General features: G+C 70.7%; 18 protein-coding genes and 1 tRNA gene. 6 read left to right on the top strand and 13 right to left on the bottom strand.

The window, feature by feature from the left end; all coding sequences use genetic code 11:
• Positions 1-138: 138 nt before the first annotated feature.
• On the bottom strand, positions 139-2,547 hold the full coding sequence (locus KF837_06020; protein ID MBX3226846.1) for a PAS domain S-box protein: 2,409 nt from the start codon (positions 2,545-2,547) through the stop codon (positions 139-141).
• A 245-nt stretch (positions 2,548-2,792) separates the two neighbouring features.
• On the opposite strand from KF837_06020, the gene KF837_06015 reads away from it, so the two are divergent.
• Together KF837_06015 and KF837_06010 are read left to right on the top strand one after the other, a co-directional pair.
• Positions 2,793-3,080 carry a hypothetical protein gene (locus KF837_06015; GenBank protein ID MBX3226845.1) on the top strand — a complete coding sequence of 96 codons (288 nt, stop codon included), beginning with the start codon at positions 2,793-2,795 and terminating at the stop codon, positions 3,078-3,080.
• A 36-nt stretch (positions 3,081-3,116) separates the two neighbouring features.
• A complete protein-coding gene (locus tag KF837_06010; protein ID MBX3226844.1) occupies positions 3,117-3,821 on the top strand; it encodes a phytanoyl-CoA dioxygenase family protein in 705 nt (234 codons plus the stop codon).
• 22 nt (positions 3,822-3,843) lie between these two features.
• Here the strand turns inward: KF837_06010 and KF837_06005 are convergent, their stop codons facing one another.
• The 12 genes from KF837_06005 to KF837_05950 are packed head-to-tail and all read right to left on the bottom strand — an operon-like array spanning position 3,844 to position 16,373.
• Entirely contained in the window at positions 3,844-4,620 is a 777-nt protein-coding gene (locus KF837_06005) for a glycosyltransferase family 2 protein (protein ID MBX3226843.1), read from the bottom strand.
• Between the two features lie 20 nt (positions 4,621-4,640).
• A complete protein-coding gene (locus tag KF837_06000) occupies positions 4,641-6,134 on the bottom strand; it encodes a hypothetical protein (protein MBX3226842.1) in 1,494 nt (497 codons plus the stop codon).
• Positions 6,115-7,566 (bottom strand): methyltransferase domain-containing protein, encoded by a 1,452-nt coding sequence (locus tag KF837_05995; GenBank protein MBX3226841.1) that lies wholly within the window; start codon positions 7,564-7,566, stop codon positions 6,115-6,117. Before KF837_05995 ends, KF837_06000 begins: the two co-directional genes overlap by 20 nt.
• Positions 7,563-8,444, bottom strand: a complete 882-nt coding sequence (locus KF837_05990; GenBank protein MBX3226840.1) for a GDP-mannose 4,6-dehydratase — start codon at positions 8,442-8,444, stop codon at positions 7,563-7,565. Before KF837_05990 ends, KF837_05995 begins: the two co-directional genes overlap by 4 nt.
• A complete protein-coding gene (locus tag KF837_05985; GenBank protein ID MBX3226839.1) occupies positions 8,441-9,673 on the bottom strand; it encodes a class I SAM-dependent methyltransferase in 1,233 nt (410 codons plus the stop codon). The genes KF837_05990 and KF837_05985 overlap by 4 nt, the downstream gene beginning before the upstream one ends.
• Positions 9,670-10,668, bottom strand: a complete 999-nt coding sequence (gmd, locus tag KF837_05980; GenBank protein MBX3226838.1) for a GDP-mannose 4,6-dehydratase — start codon at positions 10,666-10,668, stop codon at positions 9,670-9,672. Before gmd ends, KF837_05985 begins: the two co-directional genes overlap by 4 nt.
• The gene (locus KF837_05975; GenBank protein ID MBX3226837.1) at positions 10,665-11,984 is read right to left on the bottom strand and encodes a DUF2029 domain-containing protein; all 1,320 of its coding nucleotides are present in this window, start codon (positions 11,982-11,984) and stop codon (positions 10,665-10,667) included. Before KF837_05975 ends, gmd begins: the two co-directional genes overlap by 4 nt.
• A gap of 7 nt (positions 11,985-11,991) precedes the next feature.
• Positions 11,992-12,765, bottom strand: a complete 774-nt coding sequence (gene rfbF, locus KF837_05970) for a glucose-1-phosphate cytidylyltransferase (protein MBX3226836.1) — start codon at positions 12,763-12,765, stop codon at positions 11,992-11,994.
• Positions 12,762-13,664 carry an NAD(P)-dependent oxidoreductase gene (locus tag KF837_05965; GenBank protein ID MBX3226835.1) on the bottom strand — a complete coding sequence of 301 codons (903 nt, stop codon included), beginning with the start codon at positions 13,662-13,664 and terminating at the stop codon, positions 12,762-12,764. The genes rfbF and KF837_05965 overlap by 4 nt, the downstream gene beginning before the upstream one ends.
• 8 nt (positions 13,665-13,672) lie before the next feature.
• On the bottom strand, positions 13,673-14,161 hold the full coding sequence (locus KF837_05960) for a dTDP-4-dehydrorhamnose 3,5-epimerase family protein (protein MBX3226834.1): 489 nt from the start codon (positions 14,159-14,161) through the stop codon (positions 13,673-13,675).
• The gene (locus KF837_05955) at positions 14,158-15,384 is read right to left on the bottom strand and encodes a class I SAM-dependent methyltransferase (protein ID MBX3226833.1); all 1,227 of its coding nucleotides are present in this window, start codon (positions 15,382-15,384) and stop codon (positions 14,158-14,160) included. Before KF837_05955 ends, KF837_05960 begins: the two co-directional genes overlap by 4 nt.
• Positions 15,381-16,373: a GDP-mannose 4,6-dehydratase gene (locus KF837_05950; GenBank protein MBX3226832.1), complete on the bottom strand. Its 993-nt coding sequence runs from the start codon at positions 16,371-16,373 to the stop codon at positions 15,381-15,383. Before KF837_05950 ends, KF837_05955 begins: the two co-directional genes overlap by 4 nt.
• Before the next feature lie 85 nt (positions 16,374-16,458).
• On the opposite strand from KF837_05950, the gene KF837_05945 reads away from it, so the two are divergent.
• The 4 genes from KF837_05945 to KF837_05930 all read left to right on the top strand — a co-directional run bounded on the left by KF837_05945 (position 16,459) and on the right by KF837_05930 (position 20,860).
• Positions 16,459-16,535, top strand: a tRNA-Arg gene (locus KF837_05945).
• Positions 16,536-16,632: 97 nt separating this feature from the next.
• Positions 16,633-18,246 (top strand): SBBP repeat-containing protein, encoded by a 1,614-nt coding sequence (locus tag KF837_05940; GenBank protein ID MBX3226831.1) that lies wholly within the window; start codon positions 16,633-16,635, stop codon positions 18,244-18,246.
• Between the two features lie 12 nt (positions 18,247-18,258).
• The gene (locus KF837_05935; GenBank protein ID MBX3226830.1) at positions 18,259-19,692 is read left to right on the top strand and encodes a hypothetical protein; all 1,434 of its coding nucleotides are present in this window, start codon (positions 18,259-18,261) and stop codon (positions 19,690-19,692) included.
• A gap of 148 nt (positions 19,693-19,840) precedes the next feature.
• A complete protein-coding gene (locus KF837_05930) occupies positions 19,841-20,860 on the top strand; it encodes an endonuclease/exonuclease/phosphatase family protein (GenBank protein ID MBX3226829.1) in 1,020 nt (339 codons plus the stop codon).
• Positions 20,861-20,904 lie beyond the last annotated feature (44 nt).

Here is a 20,904-nt window from a genome sequence, read left to right as displayed (position 1 = left end):
CGCCGTCGATCGGCCCGAGCGGGAGTGGCTCAAAGGACTGAGGGGCGGCTCGCACTACGTCGTCGCGCGCGTGAGCTCGATCGCGACGAAGCCTACGTCCTTGCTCTCCGAGCGCGAGAGCCAGGCACCCTCGCGTAGTCACGTGAGGCGTCGGATCGTGGTCGCGAGGTCGTCGAGGCTGGCGGGCTTCACGAGCAGATCGGCGAACCCGGCCGCCGCCGCGGCGCTCCGGTCGGTCTCCTGGCCGTAGCCGGTCACGGCGACGAGCGGCAGCCCCGCGTGCGCGGCGCGGATCCGGCGGGCGAGCTCGAAGCCATCCATGTCCGGGAGCCCGAGATCGAGGAGCCCGATCCGCGGCTTCGGCTTCGTCGCGTCGAGGAGACGCAACGCGGAGGCGGCGTCGTGTGCGACCGTCACGTCGTGCCCGAGCCCGCGCAGCGCGTCGGCGAGGAGCTCGGCGGCGTCCTCGTTGTCGTCGACGACGAGCACGCGGACGCGCGCGCCGGCGTCATCGCGCGCGGCCGCTCCGCGCGGCTCCGCCTCGACGCTCGTCGCCGCGGCGCGCGGGAGCGAGACGGAGAGCTCGGCGCCGCGACCGAGGCCCTCGCTCCGCGCCTCCACCGTGCCGCCGTGGAGCGTGACGAGCGAGCGCACGATCGCGAGACCGAGGCCGAGACCGCCGGCCGCGCGGTCCCGCGCCTGCTGCTCCTGCGTGAACGGCTCGAAAATGGCCGGGAGGATCTCGGGCCGGATCCCCACGCCGTCGTCGCGCACCGTCACGCGGACCTCCGCCCCCGCGCGCTCCGCGAGGACGCGGACGTGACCGCCCGGCGGCGTGTACTTCGCCGCGTTGTTGAGGAGGTTCCCGAACACCTGCGCGAGGCGGATCGGATCGCCGTCGACGACGAGGCCGCTCGGCGCTTCGACCGCGAGCTCGTGCCCGCGCTGCTCGAGGAGCGGACCCGCGAGCTCGACGCCGGCCGCGATGCACTCGGCGATCTCGACCGGCCGGCGCGCGAGCGCGACCTTCCCGCGAATGACGCGCGAGACGTCGAGCAGGTCGTCGACGAGGCGCACCACGTGCCGCACTTGCCGCTCGATGACGTCGCGCTCCTTGCGGAACGTCGTGTCGTCGCCGCGCAGCTTCATGAGCTCGATCGCGGTGACGATCGGGGCGAGCGGGTTCCGGAGCTCGTGGCCGAGCATCGCGAGGAACTCGTCCTTCGCGCGGTTCGCGCTCTCGGCGAGCCGCCGCGCCTCGACCTCGGCGGTGACGTCTCGTTGCGTGCCCCACGCGCGGAGGAGGAAGCCGTCCTCCACGACGCCGACGAGGCTGTTCGAGAAGATGCGGCGCGCGCCGTGGCGGTCCACCTCGACGGACTCGACGCCCTCGAGGCGATAGCCGCTCTCGACGAAGGCGCGGAGGTAGGCCACGTTCTGCGGATCGTCGCGGACGAGGAGCTGATCGATGCGCGCACCGACGAGCGCGGACGCCGCGTCGTAGCCGTACATGCGCGCCATCGCGTCGTTGCACTCGGCGAGGAAGCCGCCCTTGTACATCGCGTCGACCTGCGTCGCGACGTCGGCGGAGACGGGGATCGGGCTCGTGACCTCGGCGCGCCAGATCCCCTCCGTGCTCTGGCTCACGAAGACGCGGTAGCGCGTCTCGCTCACCTGCAGCGCCTCGGCGAGGGTCTCGGCGCGACGCCGCGCTTCGACTTGCTCGGTCACGTCGAGGACGACGCCGCGCAGCGCCTTCGCATCTCCTCGCTCGTCGCGCACGACATGACCCACGCCGCGCTGCCACCCCGTCGTGCCGTCGGGGCGCACGAACCGGAACTCGATCGCGTAGGAGTCGGCGCCGGCGAGCGCGTTCGTGACGGCGTCGCTCACGCGCCCTCGGTCCTCCGGGAGCACGAGCGCGAGCCAGGCCTCGTACGTCCCCGCGAACCGGCCCGGCGCGAGCCCGAAGATCTTCTCGACGTTCGGCGACCACTCGACGCGGTCGTCGTCGAGCGTCCACTCCCACGTCCCGACGTTCGTGGCTTCGAGCGTCGCGCGGAGCCGCTCCTCGTTCTCGCGCGCGCGCTCCTGCGCGGTGAGCTCCGCGGTCACGTCCTTGTAGGCCACCGCGACGTACGCCACCCCGCCGCCGGCGTCGCGAAGCGGGAAGAAGGTGCACGCGATCGCGACGCGGTTCGCCTCCGCCACCGCGACGTGCTCGAGCTCCTTCGGGTCGTACCAGAGCGTCGGCGTCCGCACGGTCTCGCCGGCGAAGGCGCGTCGCACCGCGTCCGCGAGCCCGGCGCGCGTGGCGATCTCGTCGCGAAGCACGCTGTACTCCGGCGGCGGGACGGACCCGAACATCGCGCGGTACGCAGCGTTGGCGACGACGGGATGGCCCTCGACGTCGAAGAGGACGTACGGGACCGGCGAGTGCGCGAAGAGGCCCTGGAGGAGCGCGAGCGGATCCGGGATCGCCGCGAGCTGACGCGCGAGGTCCGCGTCGTCGGTGGACGTCATCTTCGCTCGGGCGCCGGCCGGCACAGGACGAGGGTTCTCACCGGGTGCGCAGTATAGCGGTGCCGCGCAGCTTGACAGGGCGGCGACGGCCGAGAATGCTTCGATGGTCGGGCTGCTTCCGAGCCCGGCTCCTCGCGCCGTCGCCGGCACGACGCGCGAGAGGAGCGAAGAGGGCGCTGCCCTTCGGCGGTCTGGGTCGTGAAGCTGCCATGTTCCGTCGGTGCCGGCCGACACGAGGAAGAGCTCGGCAGATCACCAGGACAACGCCGATGGGGAATCGTCGTCACCACAAGAAGCTGCGCGCCGAGGTCCGCGCCCGGATGGCCAGGACCGGAGAGAGCTACCAGCAGGCGCTCGCGCGGGTCCTCGAAGGGCGGACCGCAGGCGCGGTCGACCTGTTGCGCATCGAGTACTTCGGCGCGCCGGCCACGCTCGCGACGTTCGAGGTCGCCGGTCGGCTCGCGTGCGTCGTCGTCTCGAGTCGCCATGCCCCGCGACCATTCCCCGAGAGCCCGATCTACGCTCTCCGGAGCTTGGATCCTCACGCTGTCCATTGAGTGATCTTCGCGCGCTCGAAACGCCGCGAGGTCATCATGAACGAGGCAAGAGACCGAATCGTCGCTTTTCGTGAGCACGGCTTCTTCGTCGTGCCCGGGTTCTTCGTCGCAGCGGAGCGCACGACGCTCCGCCGTGCTTGCGACGACGCGCTCCGTCACGTGCGGGAGCGATCCCAGGAGACGGGGCACACGACGCCCAGCATCTCGCTCCTCACCGATCCGAGCTGCTTCGAGCGCGCTGCCGGAGCGATGGAGCTCGTCGGCTCTTCACGCGTCTGCGCGCTCCTCCGCGGCCTCTCGCTCCCTGGTGAGGAGGAGACCCCGCGCCTGAAAGACGTGCAGTACTACCACGAGCAGACCCGACGCGACTGGGACGGTGACTGGCACCGCGACAGCCAGCTCGGCCGGCCCGACCTCGAGCTCGAGCGGACGATCGTGCAAACGACGACCGCGGTGCACTTCCGGGTCGCGCTCGAGGACGACGACCGCTTGGAGATCGTGCCCGGCTCGCACGCGCGTTGGGACTCGCCGGAGGAGCTTCGGATCCGCAAGGGCCGCGACCGAACGACGACGATGCCGCGCGCCGCCCGCGTCGTGCTGAGGGCGGGCGACGCCTGCGTCTTTCACGCGTGGTCGATCCACCGCGCCACCTACCGCCGTGATCCGCCGAGGCGCACGCTCGACGCGCTCTACGCCTTTGCCCTTCCTCCGAGGCGGCGGTGGACGCCGGAGGCTCCGTGAGCCCTCCCGACGTACCGCTCGCCTACGCGCCGCCTTCGTCCTTCTTGCCGTTCGTCGGGCGCGGAGGGGGCGGGGGCAGGCTGCCTTCGCCGTAGCGGCGCTTCTTCCACGGGGGGCGCTTCAGCGCGGCGTTCACGGTGCGGCCGGCGTAGGCGAAGAGGCCGGGGACGTTCACCGAGGAGCTCTGCGACTCGTACCGCACCGGCACCGGGACCTCCGCGACGCGGAAGCCGTACATCACGCAGTCCATCAGGATGTCCGACGCGAACGCGTGCGTGTCGGGGTAGCTCTCGAGCGGCAGCGTCTCCAGCACGGTGCGGTGGTACGCGCGCATACCGGAGTGCCACTCGCCGAACGTGACGCCGAACCAGAGGTTCTCGAAGAGCGTGAGCGCGCGGTTGCCGAAGTAGCGGTACGCGGGCATGCCGCCGGCGAGGGACTCCTGGCGGCTCCGGATCCGGTTCGCCTGGATGACGTCGAAGAAGCCGCGCTTCACGTACTCGACGAGCATGTCGGCGAGCGACGGCTCGTACTGGTAGTCGGGGTGGACCTCGACGACGACGTCCGCGCCCTGGCGGAGCGCCTCGCGATAGAGGCGCTTCAGGTTCCCGCCGTAGCCGTAGTTCTTGTCGTGGGTCATCACCTGGATGCCGAGGCCCTCCGCGATCTTCGCGGTGTCGTCCTCGCTGACGTTGTTGCCGAGCAGGATGTGCTCGCGCAGCGACACGGGCAGCGCCTCGTAGGTCTGCACCAACGTCTTCGCGACGTTATAGGCCGGCATCGTGACCATGACCTTCATGGCCGCCGCAGTACCATCGCTCAGGGCGCGGGAGAAGAGGGACGCAGGTAGAAGACCGTGTACGTCGCGACCTGCTTGCGCTCGAAGGGGATCCCTCGCGCGCCGAGCTTCGCCGCCCACTCGTCGGGATCCGCGCGCGGCTCGAGCGGGTTGAAGATCAGCGTCTTGAACGGCGCCGCGTCGGTGCGGAGGCGGTACGGCGGATGCCGCTCCGCCGCGCGCTCGAACGGGACGACGAGCGGGTCTTCCTGGAACAGGAACGTGAGCCGGTAGGCGAGCCAGTAGTGCGACTCCGCCTCGTGGACGCCGGCGCGCAGGAGCTCGGCGCGCAGCGCGGCCTCCGCCTCCCCGTTCGCGCGCGGATGCACGACCGGCCGCGCGCCGTCGACCTGCACGCCGTAGCTGAGCCAGCCGCCGAGGAGCGCCGTCGCCCAGTACGGCGCATGGAGCCGCGCGAGCTTGCGCGTCCCGAGCCGATGCGCGAGCGGCGCGAAGGTGAAGGGACAGAACCAGAAGATCGGCGCGAGGTAGCGGCACGACCACATGTCCGCGACCTTCCCGGACACGCAGAACGCCGCGAGCGTCGCCGCGGTGACGACGACGCCCATCATCCCGAGCCGCCGCAGCGCGAACGGGATCGCCTTCGCGCGCGCGAGGAGCACCGCCGAGACGACGGACGCGACGAAGACCGCGGCGCCCGCGAGCTGCAAGAGCAAGACCGGGAGCGGGGGGGACCAGAGCGGCGCGGAGATCTGCGCGTCGTGGATGAACACCTTCGCCCCGAGCGCGAACGGGAGACACGTCGTCACGAGGAGGACGAAGTTCGAGCGAGGCTTCGCCGCGACCGCGATCAACGAGAGGAGCGCGACGACGCCGAGGGCGGTCACCGCGAGGAGGACGCGCCGGCCGCGCGGACCGAACACGAGCGCCTCGAAGCGCTCCTCGCCGAGCTTCACCGCGGCCGCGAACACCGCGAGCGCCGGCAGCGCGACGACGGCGAAGATGTCGACGTACACCGCGAAGGCCCAGACGAGCGCGGCGAGGCGGAGGCGCCCGCGATCGGCGAGCCACACCCCGAGCACGAGCGCCGTCGCGAGCGACTGGCGCATCACGTAGACCATCGGCGAGTTGCTCGCCATCGGCGCGAAGACGAGCGGCATCACGAGCGCCGCCGCGCCCCACGGCCCGACGCGGCGCCGCAGGAGATCGAAGGCGAGCCCCACCATCGCGAGGAGCCCGACGACCGGCACCATGAACACGGACGAAGGCTTGGGCCCGAGGACCGCGCAGAAGATCCCGGCGAGCAGCGGATCGAAGACGCCCTGATAATCGGCGCGCCAGAGATGAAGCTGCCACTCCCCGCGCAGCATGTGCTGCCCCTGCAGCCCCACCACCGCCGCATCCGAGTTGATGTCCCCCGCGTTCAAGAGCGGCGGCACCCGATAGAGCACCGCGAGGACGAGGACGATCGCGAGCGGGAGGAGCCAGCGCCCGCTAGGCGCGGGGTGGGTCATCGCGGCGCTTTCCTACCGCGATCGCCTGGACGAAGAGGTCGCGGGCGCCGAAGTCGTAGCGGACGAGGTCGAGGCCGGCGTCGGCGAACGTGCGCTGCGCGTCGGCGCGCGAGCCGATGCGCGACGGCTCCGGCGGGTGGAGCTGCACGTCCTTCTTCATCACGTCGTTCAAGACGTAATGGATGCTGTCGAGGACGAAGGCGCTCGTCGCGTACTTGTGCGGCCAGAACGTGACGACCTTGCCGCCGGGCCGCGTCACGCGCGCGAGCTCGTGGAAGAGCGAGCCGAGCGAGTCGCCGCCGAAGTGCTCCACCACCCCGAGGTTGTAGACCCCATCGAAAGCGCCGTCGTCGAACGGGAGCCGGAGGATGTCGGCGTGCCGGACCTCGTGCACGCGCGGGTTCTCGCGCGTGTAACGCGAGAGCGCCTGAGGCGAGATGTCGACCGCGGTCACGTCCACGTAGTCGTGGAGGTCGGTGTCGACCTGACCCGAGCCGCAGCCCGCGTGGAGGAGGCGCGCGCCGCGGCCGAACTCCTGATGAATCACGCGGTTCAAGTTCGATTTGATGAAGATATTGCGATAAGCGGCCGCGACCGCGTCGTAGACGAGCGCGCCGGCCTTGTCCTTCTTTTCCCAGTACGCGTCCCAGTCCTGCGGATCGATCAGCGCAGGATCGAGGCCAGGGACCTCTTTTCCAAGTCGGAATTGGGCGGGGTTGGTCTGCCGCGCGACGAAGAGCTTCGCGAGCTGCTCCACGCTCCGCTTCACCTCGAGCATGCTCATCTTCGAGTGCCCGTACGTGCGCGCGGGGAGCACGATCGGGATCTCGACGATCGGAAATCGGTTCTCCGTGAGGATGAACATGCTCTGGAAGAAGAACGCGTATCCCTTCTCCGTGACGAGGTCGAAGAGGCGGCGCGGGATCTTCCGGAGATCGTAGATACGGAACGCGCCCGTCGCGTCGTTCGTGACGCCGAGCATGCTCTTGGTGAGGACGTGCCCGAGCGTGGTGAGCCCCTTGCGGATCGGCGACCAGCCCGGCAGCGAGTCGCCCGCGTGCCAGCGCGACGCGACGACGAGCGCGGCGCCGGACGACTCGCCCGCCGCGATCATGCGCGGGATGTCCGCCGGAGAATGGGTGAAGTCGCAGTCGAGCGTGATGAGGCGCTCGTAGCCGTGCTCGTACGCCCACGCGATGCCGTCGAGGTGCGCCGAGCCGATGCCGAGCTTCCCGCTCCGGTGCATCGCGAGGACGCGCGGGTGCCTCGCCGCGAGCTCGTCGATGAGCCGGCCGGTGCCGTCGGGCGAGGCGTCGTCGCAGAAGCAGAGGTCCGCGTCGAGGCCGAGCGCGAGGATCTGCTCGCACATCGCCCCGACGTTCTCGGACTCGTCGTAGGTGGGAATGAAGACGAGCGTGCGCTTGCCGCTCATGCCGCTGCTCCTCGGCTCGCGACGAGGCGAAGGACCATGTCCGCGAAGCCCACCGTCGGCGCCCACCCCGTGCGCGCGCGCAGCTTCGACGCGTCCCCCACCAGCGTGGCGCCGGCCTTCTTGAGGATGCCGCCGTCCTCGGTGACCCACTCGCGCCAGTCGAGCCCGACCGCGGCGAAGGCGGCCTCCGCCAACTGCGCGACGCTATGCGCCTCTCCTGTCGCGACGACGTAGTCGCCTGGATCGGGACAGGCCACGATGCGCTGCATGGCCTCGGTGTAGTCAGCAGCCCAACCCCAGTCAACGCTGGCGGAGAGCGAGCCGACCGCGATCTTCTCCCTCCGCGCCGCCGCGCGGGCGACCCGCGACGAGAGGAAGGTCGGTCCGCGGAGCGGCGACTCGTGGTTGTAGAGGATGCCGCTCGAGGCGTGGACGCCGCGCGCCTCGCGGTAGTGGCGGACGACGTCCATCCCGAGGCTCTTCGTCATCCCGTACACGTTGATCGGGCGGCGCGGGGTGTCTTCGTTTTGCGTCACCGTGTCGGGGACGCCGAAGACGTGCGAGGACGCGGCGTAGAACACGCGCGCCGCGCCGGCGGCCTCGAGGACGTGGACGAGCCCGGTGACGTGGACGGCGAGGCTCTTCTCGAGCAGCACCGGCGTCGGCTCCGGCGCGTCCTCCGACGAGTGATGGTGCGCGGCGAGGTAATAAATGGCGTCCGGCGCGACGCGCGCGACGAGGTCGGCGACCGAGCGCGCGGCGGTGAGATCGACGTCGCCGCGATCGACGCCGGTGACGGCGACCCCGCGCTCGGCGAGCTGCGCGGCGAGGAGGAGGCCGTCCTGCCCGGCGCTCCCGATGATGAGCGCGGCGCTCAAGGGGCTCCGGCGAGCTCGATCTCCGGCAGCGGAAAGAGGAGCTCTCCGCCGCCGGCGAGGAAGGGGCGCTCGCGCTCGGAGAACGTCTTCCGGAAGTGCCAGGGGAGGACCATGAGGACGTCGGGCTTCTCCGCGCGCGCCTCGTCCTCGCTCACGATCGGGATGAGCGTGCCCGGCGTGACGCACCCGAATTTGTCGGCGTTGACCTCCGCGATCGCGGGCAAGAGGTCGGGCCCGATACCGCAATACTGGAGGACGACGTTGCCCTTCGTCGAAGCGCCGAGGCCGAGGACCTTCTTGCCCTCCGCCTTCAGCTTCTCGAGGAGCGCAGGAAGCTCGACCCGATGCCGCTCCGCCCGCGCGGCGAAGGCCTCGTACGGCGCGAGGGTGTGGAGGCCGAGCGCGTCCTCTTTGGCGATCATCTCGTCGACGATCGGCGCGTCCCCCTCCCCTTTCTCGACCGTCACCGCGAAGCTGCCGCCATTCACGTCGTTGAGCTGGACGTCGATGATCCGTAGTCCGGCGCGCCGGGTCATCCAGTGAATTTGGCGTAGTCCGTAGTACTCGAGGTGCTCGTGGCAGACCGTGTCGTACGAGTTGGTCTCGAGCATCGACGGCAAATAGCTCTGCTCGAAATGCCAAATACCGTCGTCGGCGAGGACCCGCGCGACGTCGCGCACGAAGTCCATCGGCGCGGGCAGGTCGTAGAACATCGCGATCGACGTGACGACGCGCGCCTTCTTGCCCGGCGCGAGCCGCTCGAACGCAAGGGCATTGAAGAACTCGGCCGCGACCTGGATGCCTGGTTGGTAATACGACGCGAACTTCGCGGCGGTCGGATCGACGCCGATGCGCGTCACCTCCGCGGGGTATTGCGCGAGGGTGGTGCCGTCGTTCGAGCCGATGTCGAGCACCACGTCGCCGGCGCCCACCGGCCGCCGCGCGCGGAGCGCCTCCACCTTCGCCGCGAGGTGCCGCACCATCGAGCGGTTGAGCGAGCTCCGGTAGCCGTAGCCCTCGCCGTACATCTTGCCGAGGTCGTAGGTGTGGGCGAGCTGGACGAGGCCGCACGCGCCCTCGCCGTGGCATTTCACGAGCACGAGCGGGCTCACGGCGACGTGCGTCTCGGGCGGCCGCGGGAACGCGCCGGTGAGCGCCTGCGCGCCGAGGTCGAGGACGGTGACGAGGCTCGTGTTCCCGCAGATGCGGCAGGCCGCGAGCGCGCTCATCCGCGGGCCTCGCGCTTCATGTGCTCGAGGTCGGCGTCGACCATCAGCTTCACGAGCTCGTGGAAGCGGACCTTCGGCTCCCAGCCGAGCACGCGCTTCGCCTTGCTCGCGTCGCCGACGAGGAGGTCGACCTCGGTGGGCCGGAAGTAGTGTTTGTCGACCTTCACGTGCTCCTCGTAGTCGAGGCCGACGTGCGCGAACGCGACCTCGCAGAGCTCGCGGACGGTGTGCGTCTCCCCCGTCGCGACGACGTAGTCGTCCGGCGTCTCTTGCTGGAGCATGAGCCACATCGCCTCGACGTAGTCCTTGGCGTAGCCCCAGTCGCGCTTCGCCTCGAGGTTGCCGAGCGTGAGCTCCTTCGCGAGCCCGAGCTTGATCGCCGCGACGCCGCGCGTGACCTTGCGCGTGACGAACGCCTCCCCGCGCCGCGGCGACTCGTGGTTGAAGAGGATGCCGTTGCACGCGAACATCCCGTACGCCTCGCGGTAGTTGACCGTGATCCAATGCGCGTAGACCTTCGCCGCCGCGTAAGGCGAGCGCGGATAGAACGGCGTCTTCTCGGTCTGCGGGATCTCGCAGACCATGCCGAACATCTCGGACGATCCCGCCTGGTAGATCTTCGGCGCGTACCCCGCCTCGCGCACGCCCTCGAGGAGGCGCAGCGTCCCGAGGCCCGCCGTCTCGGCGGTGTACTCCGGCACCTCGAAGCTGACCTTCACGTGGCTCTGCGCGCCGAGGTTGTAGATCTCGTCGGGCCGCACCTCGCGGAGCAAGCGGTTCACGCTCGACGCGTCGGTGAGGTCTCCGTAGTGGAGGCGGTGCACCGGCATCCCGTCCGCGCCGCCCTTCAGGAAGAGGTGGTCGATGCGCCCGCGGTTCATCGAGCTCGAGCGGCGCACCATGCCGTGCACCTCGTAGCCCTTCGCCATGAGGAGCTCGCCGAGGTACGAGCCGTCCTGCCCGGCGATGCCCGTGATGAGCGCGCGCTTCGTCATTGTGCGGCGGCTTCTTCCCTCGGCGGCGGAGCAGGGTCAAGCGCGCGGAGGACGCGGTGGAAGAGGACGCCGAGGAGCGCGAGGCGCGCGAGCATCGTCGCGACGCCGAGCGGCTTCTGCAGGTACACGTGATCGAACCAGCCGCGGTAGTAGAGCTGCGTCAGCACGAGGACGCCGCCGAACGCGAGCGCGAGCCGCCTCCATCCCGCGCCCGGCACCGCGAGGACGAGCGGCAGCATCCAGGTGAGGTACTGCGGCGAGAACACCTTGCCCCCGAGCCACACCGCGAGCGTCGCCGCGACGGCGGCGAGCGCGACCGCGTTCGAGCTCGCGCGATGCGCCGCGCGGAGGACGACGGCGACGAGGACGACGAGGAGCACGGTCGTGAGCTTCGCGAGCGCGTCGGCGACGCCGCCGTGGAAGTTGAACGAGCCGAAGTCGAGGACCGCGCGCTCGCGCGTCGCGGCGCCGTAGAGGACGCCGAGGGTCGACTCGACGTTGAGGCCGCGCGCGCCGTGGTAGCGCAGGAACGTCGCGACCGACGATGGAGACAGCGCGAGCATCGGGAGGAAGCCGAGCCCGAGCCCGAGCGCGCTCCCCGCGGCGAAGCGAGCCACGCGCGCGCGGTCGGGCCGCGTCGCGGCGAGGACCGCGACGCCGACGACGAACGGCACGACCTTCGTCGCCCCGACGAGCCCCGACCAGAACCCGAGCGCGCCGTCGTCCCGCCGCACCCCCGCGCGCACGACGAGCACGAGCAAGAGCGCCACGAGCGCGTCGAGCCGCTGGATCGCGATCGCCCCGTGCGCGAGCAGGAGCCCCGCGAACACGAAGAGCCGCGACGCCGTCTCGTCCCGCGTGCCGGCACGTACCGCCCCGAGGCGCGCCGCGAGCGCCGCCGCCGCCGCGAGGAGCCCCGCCATCACCGCGCCGAAGACGCGCGCGTAGCCCTCGAACGTGCCGGCGAAGAGGCGCGGCGCGACGACGAACGGCACGTTCGGCGGCGGGTACTCGAAGGGGACCTCGGCGTACGGCACGTGAAAGCGCCCGTCGGCGGGCACGTCCGCGACCGGCAAGGGCGTCGGTCCCCGGATCTCGAACGCCTTCGGATCGTACGGCTCGCCGAGCGTCGCCGACGCGGTCGCGAAGTACATCTCCTCGTCCGGTGCGCGCCGGTACAGGAACTGAAACGGCGCCGCGATCGCCGACGCCGTCCCGCGCTCCGCCTTCCACCGCGCGAGCCCCACCCCCTGGTTCAACCAGACGGCCCCCACCACCAAGACGAGGACGAGCGCGCCCCAAGCCCGCCGCGTCATCGCGCGGCTACGCGTGCCAGGGTGGGTTGCCCGACTGCCACAGCGACTCGAGCATCTTGACGTCGCGCATCGTATCCATGCACTGCCAGAAGCCCTGATGGCGGTACGCGCTGAGCTGGTGCTCCGCCGCGAGCCGCTCGAGCGCGTGCGCCTCGAGGACGGTCTGGTCGTCGTCGAGGTAGCGGAAGATCTCCGGCTCGAAGACCATGAAGCCGCCGTTGATCCAGCCCTCCCCGATCTGCGGCTTCTCCGTGAACTCGTGGACGCGACCCTCGTCGTCGTTCGCGAAGACGAGGCCGCCGAAGCGCGCGGGCGGACGCACCGCCGTGATCGTCGCGGTGCGCCCCTGCTTGCGGTGGCAGTCGACGACGGCGCGGAGATCGATGTCCGCGACGCCGTCACCGTAGGTGAGGAGGAACGTGCCGCCCGAGAGGTGCGACTCGAGGCGCTTCACGCGGCCGCCCGTCATCACGTCGAGCCCGGTGTCGACGAGGTGGATCGTCCAGTCCTCCGCGTCGCGCTCGTGCGTCTGCACCTCGCCGTCGCGCATGCGCACGGTCATGTTCCCGTGGAGCGCGCAGTAGTCGCGAAAGTACCGCTTGATGAAGTCGCCTTTGTAGCCCAGCGCGACGACGAACTCGTTGAAGCCGTAGGCTGCGTAGCGCTGCATGATGTGCCAGATGATCGGGCGCCCGCCGATCTCGACCATCGGCTTCGGGCGCACCTCGGTCTCCTCCGAGAGCCGGGTGCCCATTCCGCCGGCCAGAATCACGACCTTCATCGACCCAATTCCCCTTTCGCCCACTCCATCGTGTCCCGCAGCCCCGACTCCAGGTCGAACGTGGGCACGAAACCCGAATTGCGTAATTTGGATACGTCGGCGCAGACGAACGGCGGATCGTTCGGCCGCGGCGTGACCGCGCCCCAGTCGACCGCGTCCTCGCGCCCCGCGAGCCGCGCGATCGTGCGCACGACGTCCCGCACCCGCACCGGCACCCCCGACGCGACGTTCACCGGCCCCGCGAGCGTGCTCTCGAGGACGTGGACGATCCCGGCCGCGGCGTCGGCGACGTGCGAGAAGTCACGGACCTGCTCCCCGGTCGAGGTGCGCGCCCGCTCGCCGGCGAGGAGCGCGTCGACCACGCTCCGCACGAGGCGGCCCTCCTGCTCGCGCGGACCGTAGAGGAAGAAGAGGCGCGCCCACGCGAGCGAGGTGGAGGTCCCGGCCGTGAGCTGCGCGAGGACCTCGCCCAGCGCGCGCTTGCACGCGGAGTAGAGGTGCCGCGGCGCGAGCGGCCCGTCCTCGCGGAGGTAGCCCTGCGCGACGTCGTACTCGAAGCACGTCCCCGCCGCGACGATGCGCGCGCACCCGAGGTCGACGAGCTTCGCGCCGAGCGCCGCCGACGCGGACAAGAGATCGAGGTTCACGCGCGACGAGAGGTAGTCCTTCGGGTTCGCGTACCACCCGAGGTGCACGCACGCCTCCGGCCGCAGCGCCTCGAGCGCGGCGGCGTAGGAGCCCGCGCGAAGGAGATCGCCGCGCACGATCGAGACGCGCCCGTCGAGCGGCGCCCCGTCCTCCGGGTGGACGAGGGCGTGGACCTCGTGGCCGCGCGCGAGGAGGCGCTCCGTCACCGGCGCGCCGACGAAGCCCGTCGCTCCCGTGAGGAAGACGCGCATCGGACCGCTCAGTGGTCCTTGCGCGCCCAGTCGTACGGGATCGTGCTCGAGTGAGGATCGAGCCGCTCGCTCCGCGACGGATCGTGCGCGTGGGTGCAGCAATTGGCGATCATCGCCATCGGATCGCTCATTCCCTTGAAGCCGTTCCAGACCTCCGGCGGAATGACCAACAGCGAATAGCAATCAGGCCCGAGGTAGACCTCCATCAGCGAGCCCTTCGTCGGCGACGCGGGGCGATCGTCGTAGAGGGCACATTTCACGCGCCCGTGGAGGCAAGCGTAGTTGAGCGTCATCTCGCGGTGCTTGTGCCAGCCCTTGATGACTCCCTCGTAGACCGTCGAGCAATAGATCTCGCCGAACTGCTGGAAATGTGGATCCTTCGAGCTCATCACGTGCAAGATCGTGCCGCGCTCGTCGGGAATGCGCCGGAGCGGGATCACCTTCACGCCCTCGATCGCCTCGCCTTTGACGACGCGGACCCCGTCCGGAAGCTTCATACGATCCTCACGCTCGGAATAGGGACGATGAATTTCCCGCCCTTTTCGCGATAAGCCTTTTGCTGCTCGAGGATCTCGGCCTCGAAGTTCCACGTAAAGAGGAGACAGTAATCGGGCATCTTCTCGAGCAGCGCGTCCGGCGCGAGGATCGGCTGGCGCGTCCCCGGCATGAAGCGTCCTTGCTTGTACGTGCTCCGGTCGACGACGAAGGAGACCAGGCTCCGGTCGATGCCGAAGAAGTTCGCGAGCGTCGCGCCCTTCGCCGCCGCGCCGTACGCGGCGACGCGCGCGCCCTGGCTCTTCAGGTCCTCGAGCTTCTTCACCAGCTCGAGCTTCAGCGCGTTCACGCGCGCCGCGAACGTCTCGTAGTACGCCCGCGTATCGACGCCGGCCGCCTTCTCCTCCGCGAGGACCGCGTTCATGCGGTCCGACCGCGCGCCCCCGCGCGACGCGAAGATCCGGATCGACCCGCCGTGGATCGCGAGCTTCTCGACGTCGTGGATGACGAGCCCGTGCCGCGCGAAGAGCGCGTCGAGGGCGTGGAGCGAGAAGTAGCAGAGGTGCTCGTGGTAGATCGTGTCGAACTCGCAGTGGTCGACGAAGGGCTTGACCCAGGGGCACTCGACCACGACGACGCCGTCGTCCTTCAACACCGTCGCGAAGCCCGCGACGACGCCGTTCAGGTCCGGCACGTGCGCGAGGACGTTGTTCGCGTGGATCACGTCCGCGCGCTCCCCCTTCGCCGCGAGCTCCGCCGCGAGGTCACGCCCGAAGAAGCGCGCCACCGTGCGGATCCCCTTCTCCTCCGCGACCTTCGCGACGTTCTTCGCCGGCTCCACGCCGAGGACCGGCACGCCGGCCTTCGCGTAGAACTGCAGCAGGTACCCGTCGTTGCTCGCGACCTCGACGACGAGGCTCTCGTCCCCGAGCGCACGGTCCTTCACGAGCCGCGTCGCGATCGCCTCCGCGTGCTTCAGCATCGTGTCGGAGAACGAGGAGAAATACAGGTACTCCCCGAACATCGTCTCGGGCGGCACCTCCTCCGTGATCTGGACGAGCGTGCACGCCGGGCAGAAGACGAGCTCGAGCGGGAACTTCGGCTCCGGCTCGTCGAGGTCGGCCTCGGTGAGGAGCGCGTTCGCGAGCGGGGTGCTCCCGAGCGAGAGCACCGGCGCGAGCTCGGCGCCGCCGCACGACCGACACGTCTTCGTCGTCGTGCTCACGCGAGGTGCTCCCGGTACCAGCGGATCGTGCGCGCGAGCCCTTCGTCGAGGGCGAACGTCGGCGCCCAGTCGAGCATCGTCCGCGCCTTCTTCGCGTCGAGGTACTGCTCGCGGATCTCGTTCGAGGCCTGGTTCTCGATCACGGGCTCGAGCTTCGACCCCATCGCCTTCGAGACGCGGTCGACGAGCTCGAGCACGGTGATGGGCTTCTCGTACGACAGGTTGAACGCGTGCCCCTTGAGCGACCGGTCCTTGCCGAGCTTCTCCGCGACGAGCGTGTACGCCGCCGCGCCGTCCTCGACGTAGAAGTAGTCGCGCGTGAACTTCCCGTCGGAGCGGATGATCGGCCGCTCGTTCCGCACGATCGAGCGGATCGTCCCCGGCACGATGCGGTTCCAGTTCAAGTCCCCGCCGCCGAAGAAGTTCCCGCACCGCGTCGTCACCGCGGGCACGCCCCACGTCGACGCGTACGAGCGCGTGATGATGTCGGTGCACGACTTGCTCGCGTCGTAAGGGTGGACGCCGTCGAGCGCGGTCGACTCGTCGTAGGGGAGCACCTTCGCCTCCCCGTAGGCCTTGTCCGACGACGCGACGACGATCTCGGACACCTTCGGGCTCCGCCGGCACGCCTCGAGGAGCGCCCACGTCCCGCCGATGTTCGTCTCGAACGTGGAGACCGGGTTCCGGTTCGCGATCCCGACGATCGTCTGCGCCGCGAGGTGCATCACCGTCGCGATCTCGTACTCGCCGAGCGCGCGCTCGAGCAGCGCCTGATCGCGCACGTCGCCGCGGACGACGCGGACCTTCTCGATCGCCCGCGACCGCACGAGCTCGCTCTCTGGGACCCAGTCACGCACGAGGCACACGACGTCGGCCCCCAGCTCGACGAGCCGCTTCACGACCCAGCCCCCGACGAGCCCGGTCGCCCCGGTGACGAACGTGGGCCGGTCGCGCCAGAACGCGGGATCGGAGCTCGGCGCTTGATTCACGGCCTCCCTTTACACCGGGCCTCCCGCGAACGCCACGGCGCTTGGGACCGGGCGCGTCTGCGGCTAGAGTGCCGTCCTCTCTCCCGTCCGCGTAGCTCAGCTGGATAGAGCATCGCTTTCCTAAAGCGGTGGTCGCAGGTTCGAATCCTGCCGCGGACGCCATCCCCTCGCTTGCCGCCAACCCCTCGGCCGAGGCACCATCGTGGCAATGCCCGGAGAGAGGTTCGCGTGTCTCGCAGCGTTGGTGCTCTGTCTGACGGTGTCGCTGCCGTCGTGCTCCTCCGACGCGGGCCCGAGCTCCGACGCCGCCGCTCCGGTCGGCAAGGTCGGGGCGAGCACGGTGGGGCCCGCGGGCGGCGCCGTGACGACGAGCGTCGGCGTGCGCATCGACATCCCGCCGGGGGCGTTGACGACCGAGGTCGAGATCACGATCACCGGGCTCGGCGCCATCGCGCCGCCGGAGGGCACCGAGGCCATCCGCGGCGGCTACCTCTTCGAGCCGGAGGGGCTCACCTTCCTCCTCCCGGTGAAGGTCACGCTCCCCGTCGCGGGGCCCTATCCGCAGGAGAAACGTGTCGCCGTCGGCCGCCAGGTCGCGGGCGGCGAATGGACGCTCCTCGAGGGCGCGGTCACCGACACGTCCGTCACGGTGGAGACGCTCGGCTTCTCACGTTGGCTCGCGGTGCTGGTGGGCGGCGGCGCCGCGCAATCGAAGCGCAGCGCCGAGCACGTGATCTGGACGCGTCAGTTCGGCCTCGGGTCCTCCGACGAGGTGAGCGCGCTCGCCGTCGGTCCCGACGACGGGGCGGTGGTGGCGGGGATCACCTGGGGAGCGTTCCCCGGCTTCGAGCAAGGCGGCAACGGCGACGCCTTCGTCCGGCGGTACGACGCCAACGGCCAGGAGACGTGGACGCGCCAGTTCGGCGCCGGCAGCACCGAGCACGCGAAGGCGGTCGCGACGAGCGCCGCCGGAACGATCTACGTCGCGGGACAGGCGCTGCACTTCCTCGGAGACGAGACCGATCCCGAGCGCAGGGGCGGCGGGTTCGTCCGCACCTACGGCGCCGACGGCGACCTGAAGGGATCGTTCCAGCTGAAGACAGCGGGCTACGGCTCGGAGGTCACGGCCATCGCCGTCAGCGGCAACGACCTCGTCATCGCGGGCCAGCAAGGCACGGAGCGCGCCGATCCCGATCTGTTCGTGCGCAAGATCGACGGCGCCGGGAACACGATCTGGGGCGACGTCCTCAACGGGCAGAAGGCCGGTGAGAACGACAACAGCTCGGACTCCGCGTGCGGCGTCGGGGTGGACGGCGAAGGCAACGCCGTGCTGCTCGGACAGCTGAACGGCCCGCTCGCCGGGGTCAGCGGCCGAGGAGGCGTCGTCGTTCGCAAGTACGCTCCGGGCGGCGCCGCGCTCTGGACCAAGGTCTTCGAGGACGAGGGCTGCGCGGTGAACAGCGGCTCGCTGCGCGTCGCCGCCGACGGTCACGTCTACCTGGCGGCGGGCACGGAGGTCCGCAAGCTCGGCCCGAGCGGAGACGTCCTCTGGCAGAAGTCGGTCGACCCGCTCCACCACGGCCTCTCCACCATCGCGCTCGCGCCCGACGCGGTGCTGGTGGCCGGCTTCACGCGCGACGTCCCCGCCGCGGAGGGCGACAGCTGGGACGTCTTCGTGCGGAGGTACGGCCTCGACGGCGCCGAAGGCTGGACCCGTCAGCTCGGGAGCCCGGGGCAAGACAACCCCTACGCGCTCGACGTCGACGGCGCGGGCCGCATCTATCTCGGCGGCCGCTCCATCACGATGAGCGGCTCGCTCCCGGGCGTCACCGAGCCCGGCACCGGCGCGTTCCTCATGCAGCTGCAGCCGTAGGGCGTCGTGCCGGTGAAGCCCGCGAAGCGAGGGACGTTCTTCTGGCTCGCGCTCGCGTTCAAGGCGCTGTGTGTCGTCGTCACGGTCGCGGCGCCGCTCGCGTCGGTGTGGCTCGCGTCGTCGCTCGCGGCGTACGCGAACCGCGCGACGTGGCTGCCGGTCGCGAGCGCGCTCCTCTTCTTCCCGGGGCTGCCGCTCGCGTGGGAGGGGATCGCCGCGCTCCGGCGGTCGCGCGCGAAGGCGCCGAAGCGCCGCTTCCTCACGTTCGGCGATCGGCTCATCCTCCGCACGCTCGCGATCAACGGGCTCTTCCTCGTCGTGCTCCTCGCGTGCTTCCCGCAGCGCGCCTTCCTCGCGCTCTCGACGCGCGGCGACTGGATGCTCGACGGCCACCACGGCCCCACCGCGGAGTCCGTGCGCCGCGGCTTGCTCGGGTGCGCCGGCGCGGTGGAGTGGCTCTACTCCGCCGCGAGCCACAACCCCTACCGCGACCGCGACGTGCAGCGCGACGACGTCCAGCCGACGCCCACGCCCACGCCCGCTCCCACCCTCAAGCCCGCGCCGACGCCCGCGCCGGTCGCGCCCGCGAAGCCGACCCTCCACCCCGTCGTCGCCGCGATGCCGCGCGAGGCGGAGACGAGCATCGAGGCGGTCGGGAAATACATCGCGGAGCGGGAGCCCGACCCGAAGCTGCGCGTGAAGGCGCTCCACGACTGGGTCGCCGATCGCGTCGCCTACGACGCGGCGGGGTACACGGCGCACGACGTCCCGGCGGGCTCGTACGATCCGCAGGCGGTCTTCGCGAGCCGCGTCGGCGTGTGCGCCGGCTACGCGAAGCTGATGGTGCTGCTCGGCAAGGCGAGCGGCGACGAGATCCACTACGTCGTCGGCGACGCGCGCTCGCAGTCCGCGCCGCTCGAGGGCGAAGGCCACGCCTGGAACGCGGCGAAGATCGACGGCGCCTGGTACCTCATCGACGCGACGTGGGACGCCGGGCCGGTGAGCGAGGGCAAGTTCGAGAAGCAGTACTCGACCGAGTACCTCTTCACGCCGCCGGAGCAGTTCATCGTCTCGCACTTCCCCGACGACGCGAAGTGGCAGCTCCTCGAGGAGCCGCTCTCGCGCGCCGAGTTCTTCCGCCGCCCCGTCGTCGCGCCCGCGCTCTTCTCGTACGGCCTCGCGTTCCGATCGCCCGATCAGTCGCAGGTCACGGTGCGGGACGGCGCGATCGACGTGCTCCTCGACAACCCTCGCGGCGCGTTCCTGCTCGCCGACGTGCAGCCGAAGCAAGGCGGCGAGCGAACGAAGTGCGAGGTGAGCCCGCCCGCGGCGGTGCGCTGCGCCCTGCCCGCCGACGGCAGCTACGACCTCCGCGTCTACGCGAACGCCCAGCGCTACGGGACGTACGAATACGTCGGCGCCATCCAGGTGAACGCGCGGCGCTGACCCGCAGCGCGTGTGCCGAGGCCTCCCACCCCGCACTCCATACACCGACCGTTGGAGCTCCAAGAGACGCCGATTGGCCGCTCTTTCTCGTGAGTTAGACCCATTGGAGACTCGGTGATCCAGGGCGGGGCGACGAGAGTGTCGCCCGATGCGCCGTCCCTCGTTCTTCGCCCTCGCCTTCCTCGCGCTCGCGGCATGCGCGGCGCCGGTCGACCAGGGGGCCACGCAGGTCGCGGCGTCGACGAACGAGACCGCGCCGCGCGCCGCGGCGACGAGCACGACGACCACGCTCCGCGTCGTCGCGTCGAACCTCACGAGCGGCAACCGTCAGTCGTACGATCCGGGCGAGGGCGCGCGCATCCTCCAGGCGCTGAAGCCGGACGTCGCGCTGATGCAGGAGTTCAACTACGGCCGCAACACCACCGCCGAGCTCACCACGTTCGTGCACGACACATTCGGTGCAGAGTACACGTGGTCGCGCGAGACCGGCGCCGCGCAGATCCCGAACGGCGTCGTGAGCCGCTATCCGATCGTCGCCAAGGGCCAGTGGGCCGACCCGCAGACGTCGACGCGCTCCTTCGCCTGGGCGCGCATCGACGTGCCGGGCGACCGCGACCTCTGGACGATCAGCGTGCACCTCCTCACGTCGGGCGCGAGCCGCCGGCAGGCGGAGGCGAACGCGATCGTCGCGCGCGTCCGCGCGGAGATCCCGGCCGGCGACTACGTCGTCCTCGGCGGCGACTTCAACACCGGCTCCCGCACCGAGCAGTGCATCCGCACGTTCGGCTCGCTCTTCAAGACGCAGGGCCCCTACCCGGTCGACACGCGCGGCAACGGCGGCACGAGCGCGTCGCGCGGCAGCCCCTACGACTGGGTCCTCGCGAGCCCGGCGCTCGACGCGCTCGAGACGCCGGCCGTCGTCGGCGGCGTCAGCTTCACGCACGGCATGGTCTTCGACAGCCGCAACTTCGACCCGCTCGCGAACGTCGCCCCGGTCCGCCGCAGCGACAGCGGCGCGGTGAACATGCAGCACATGGCCGTCGTCCGCGACTTCGCGCTGCCGGTCCCCGAGGAGCCGCCCGTCGTGGTCGAGGCCCCCGACGCCGGCGCGACGGAGCCCGAAGCCCCCGCCCCCGACGCGGACGCAAGCGCCCCAGCGAACGAATAAGCGAGCCCGCCCGCATCGACGCGGCTCGAATCATTTTCTTTGGG

Origin of the sequence: Labilithrix sp. (assembly GCA_019637155.1) — a bacterium.
GTDB lineage: Bacteria > Myxococcota_A > Polyangia > Polyangiales > Polyangiaceae > Labilithrix.
This window is presented reverse-complemented; position numbering and strand designations above follow the sequence as displayed.

What these genes read in the sequence shown, in the direction of transcription:
- KF837_06015 (MBX3226845.1), top strand. Translation starts at nt 2,793, where the DNA reads ATGGGGAATCGTCGTCACCACAAGAAGCTGCGCGCCGAGGTCCGCGCC.
- KF837_06010 (MBX3226844.1), top strand. Translation starts at nt 3,117, where the DNA reads ATGAACGAGGCAAGAGACCGAATCGTCGCTTTTCGTGAGCACGGCTTC.
- KF837_06005 (MBX3226843.1), bottom strand. Translation starts at nt 4,620, where the DNA reads ATGAAGGTCATGGTCACGATGCCGGCCTATAACGTCGCGAAGACGTTG.
- KF837_06000 (MBX3226842.1), bottom strand. Translation starts at nt 6,134, where the DNA reads ATGACCCACCCCGCGCCTAGCGGGCGCTGGCTCCTCCCGCTCGCGATC.
- KF837_05995 (MBX3226841.1), bottom strand. Translation starts at nt 7,566, where the DNA reads ATGAGCGGCAAGCGCACGCTCGTCTTCATTCCCACCTACGACGAGTCC.
- KF837_05985 (MBX3226839.1), bottom strand. Translation starts at nt 9,673, where the DNA reads ATGAGCGCGCTCGCGGCCTGCCGCATCTGCGGGAACACGAGCCTCGTC.
- gmd (MBX3226838.1), bottom strand. Translation starts at nt 10,668, where the DNA reads ATGACGAAGCGCGCGCTCATCACGGGCATCGCCGGGCAGGACGGCTCG.
- KF837_05975 (MBX3226837.1), bottom strand. Translation starts at nt 11,984, where the DNA reads ATGACGCGGCGGGCTTGGGGCGCGCTCGTCCTCGTCTTGGTGGTGGGG.
- rfbF (MBX3226836.1), bottom strand. Translation starts at nt 12,765, where the DNA reads ATGAAGGTCGTGATTCTGGCCGGCGGAATGGGCACCCGGCTCTCGGAG.
- KF837_05965 (MBX3226835.1), bottom strand. Translation starts at nt 13,664, where the DNA reads ATGCGCGTCTTCCTCACGGGAGCGACGGGCTTCGTCGGCGCGCCGGTG.
- KF837_05960 (MBX3226834.1), bottom strand. Translation starts at nt 14,161, where the DNA reads ATGAAGCTTCCGGACGGGGTCCGCGTCGTCAAAGGCGAGGCGATCGAG.
- KF837_05930 (MBX3226829.1), top strand. Translation starts at nt 19,841, where the DNA reads ATGCGCCGTCCCTCGTTCTTCGCCCTCGCCTTCCTCGCGCTCGCGGCA.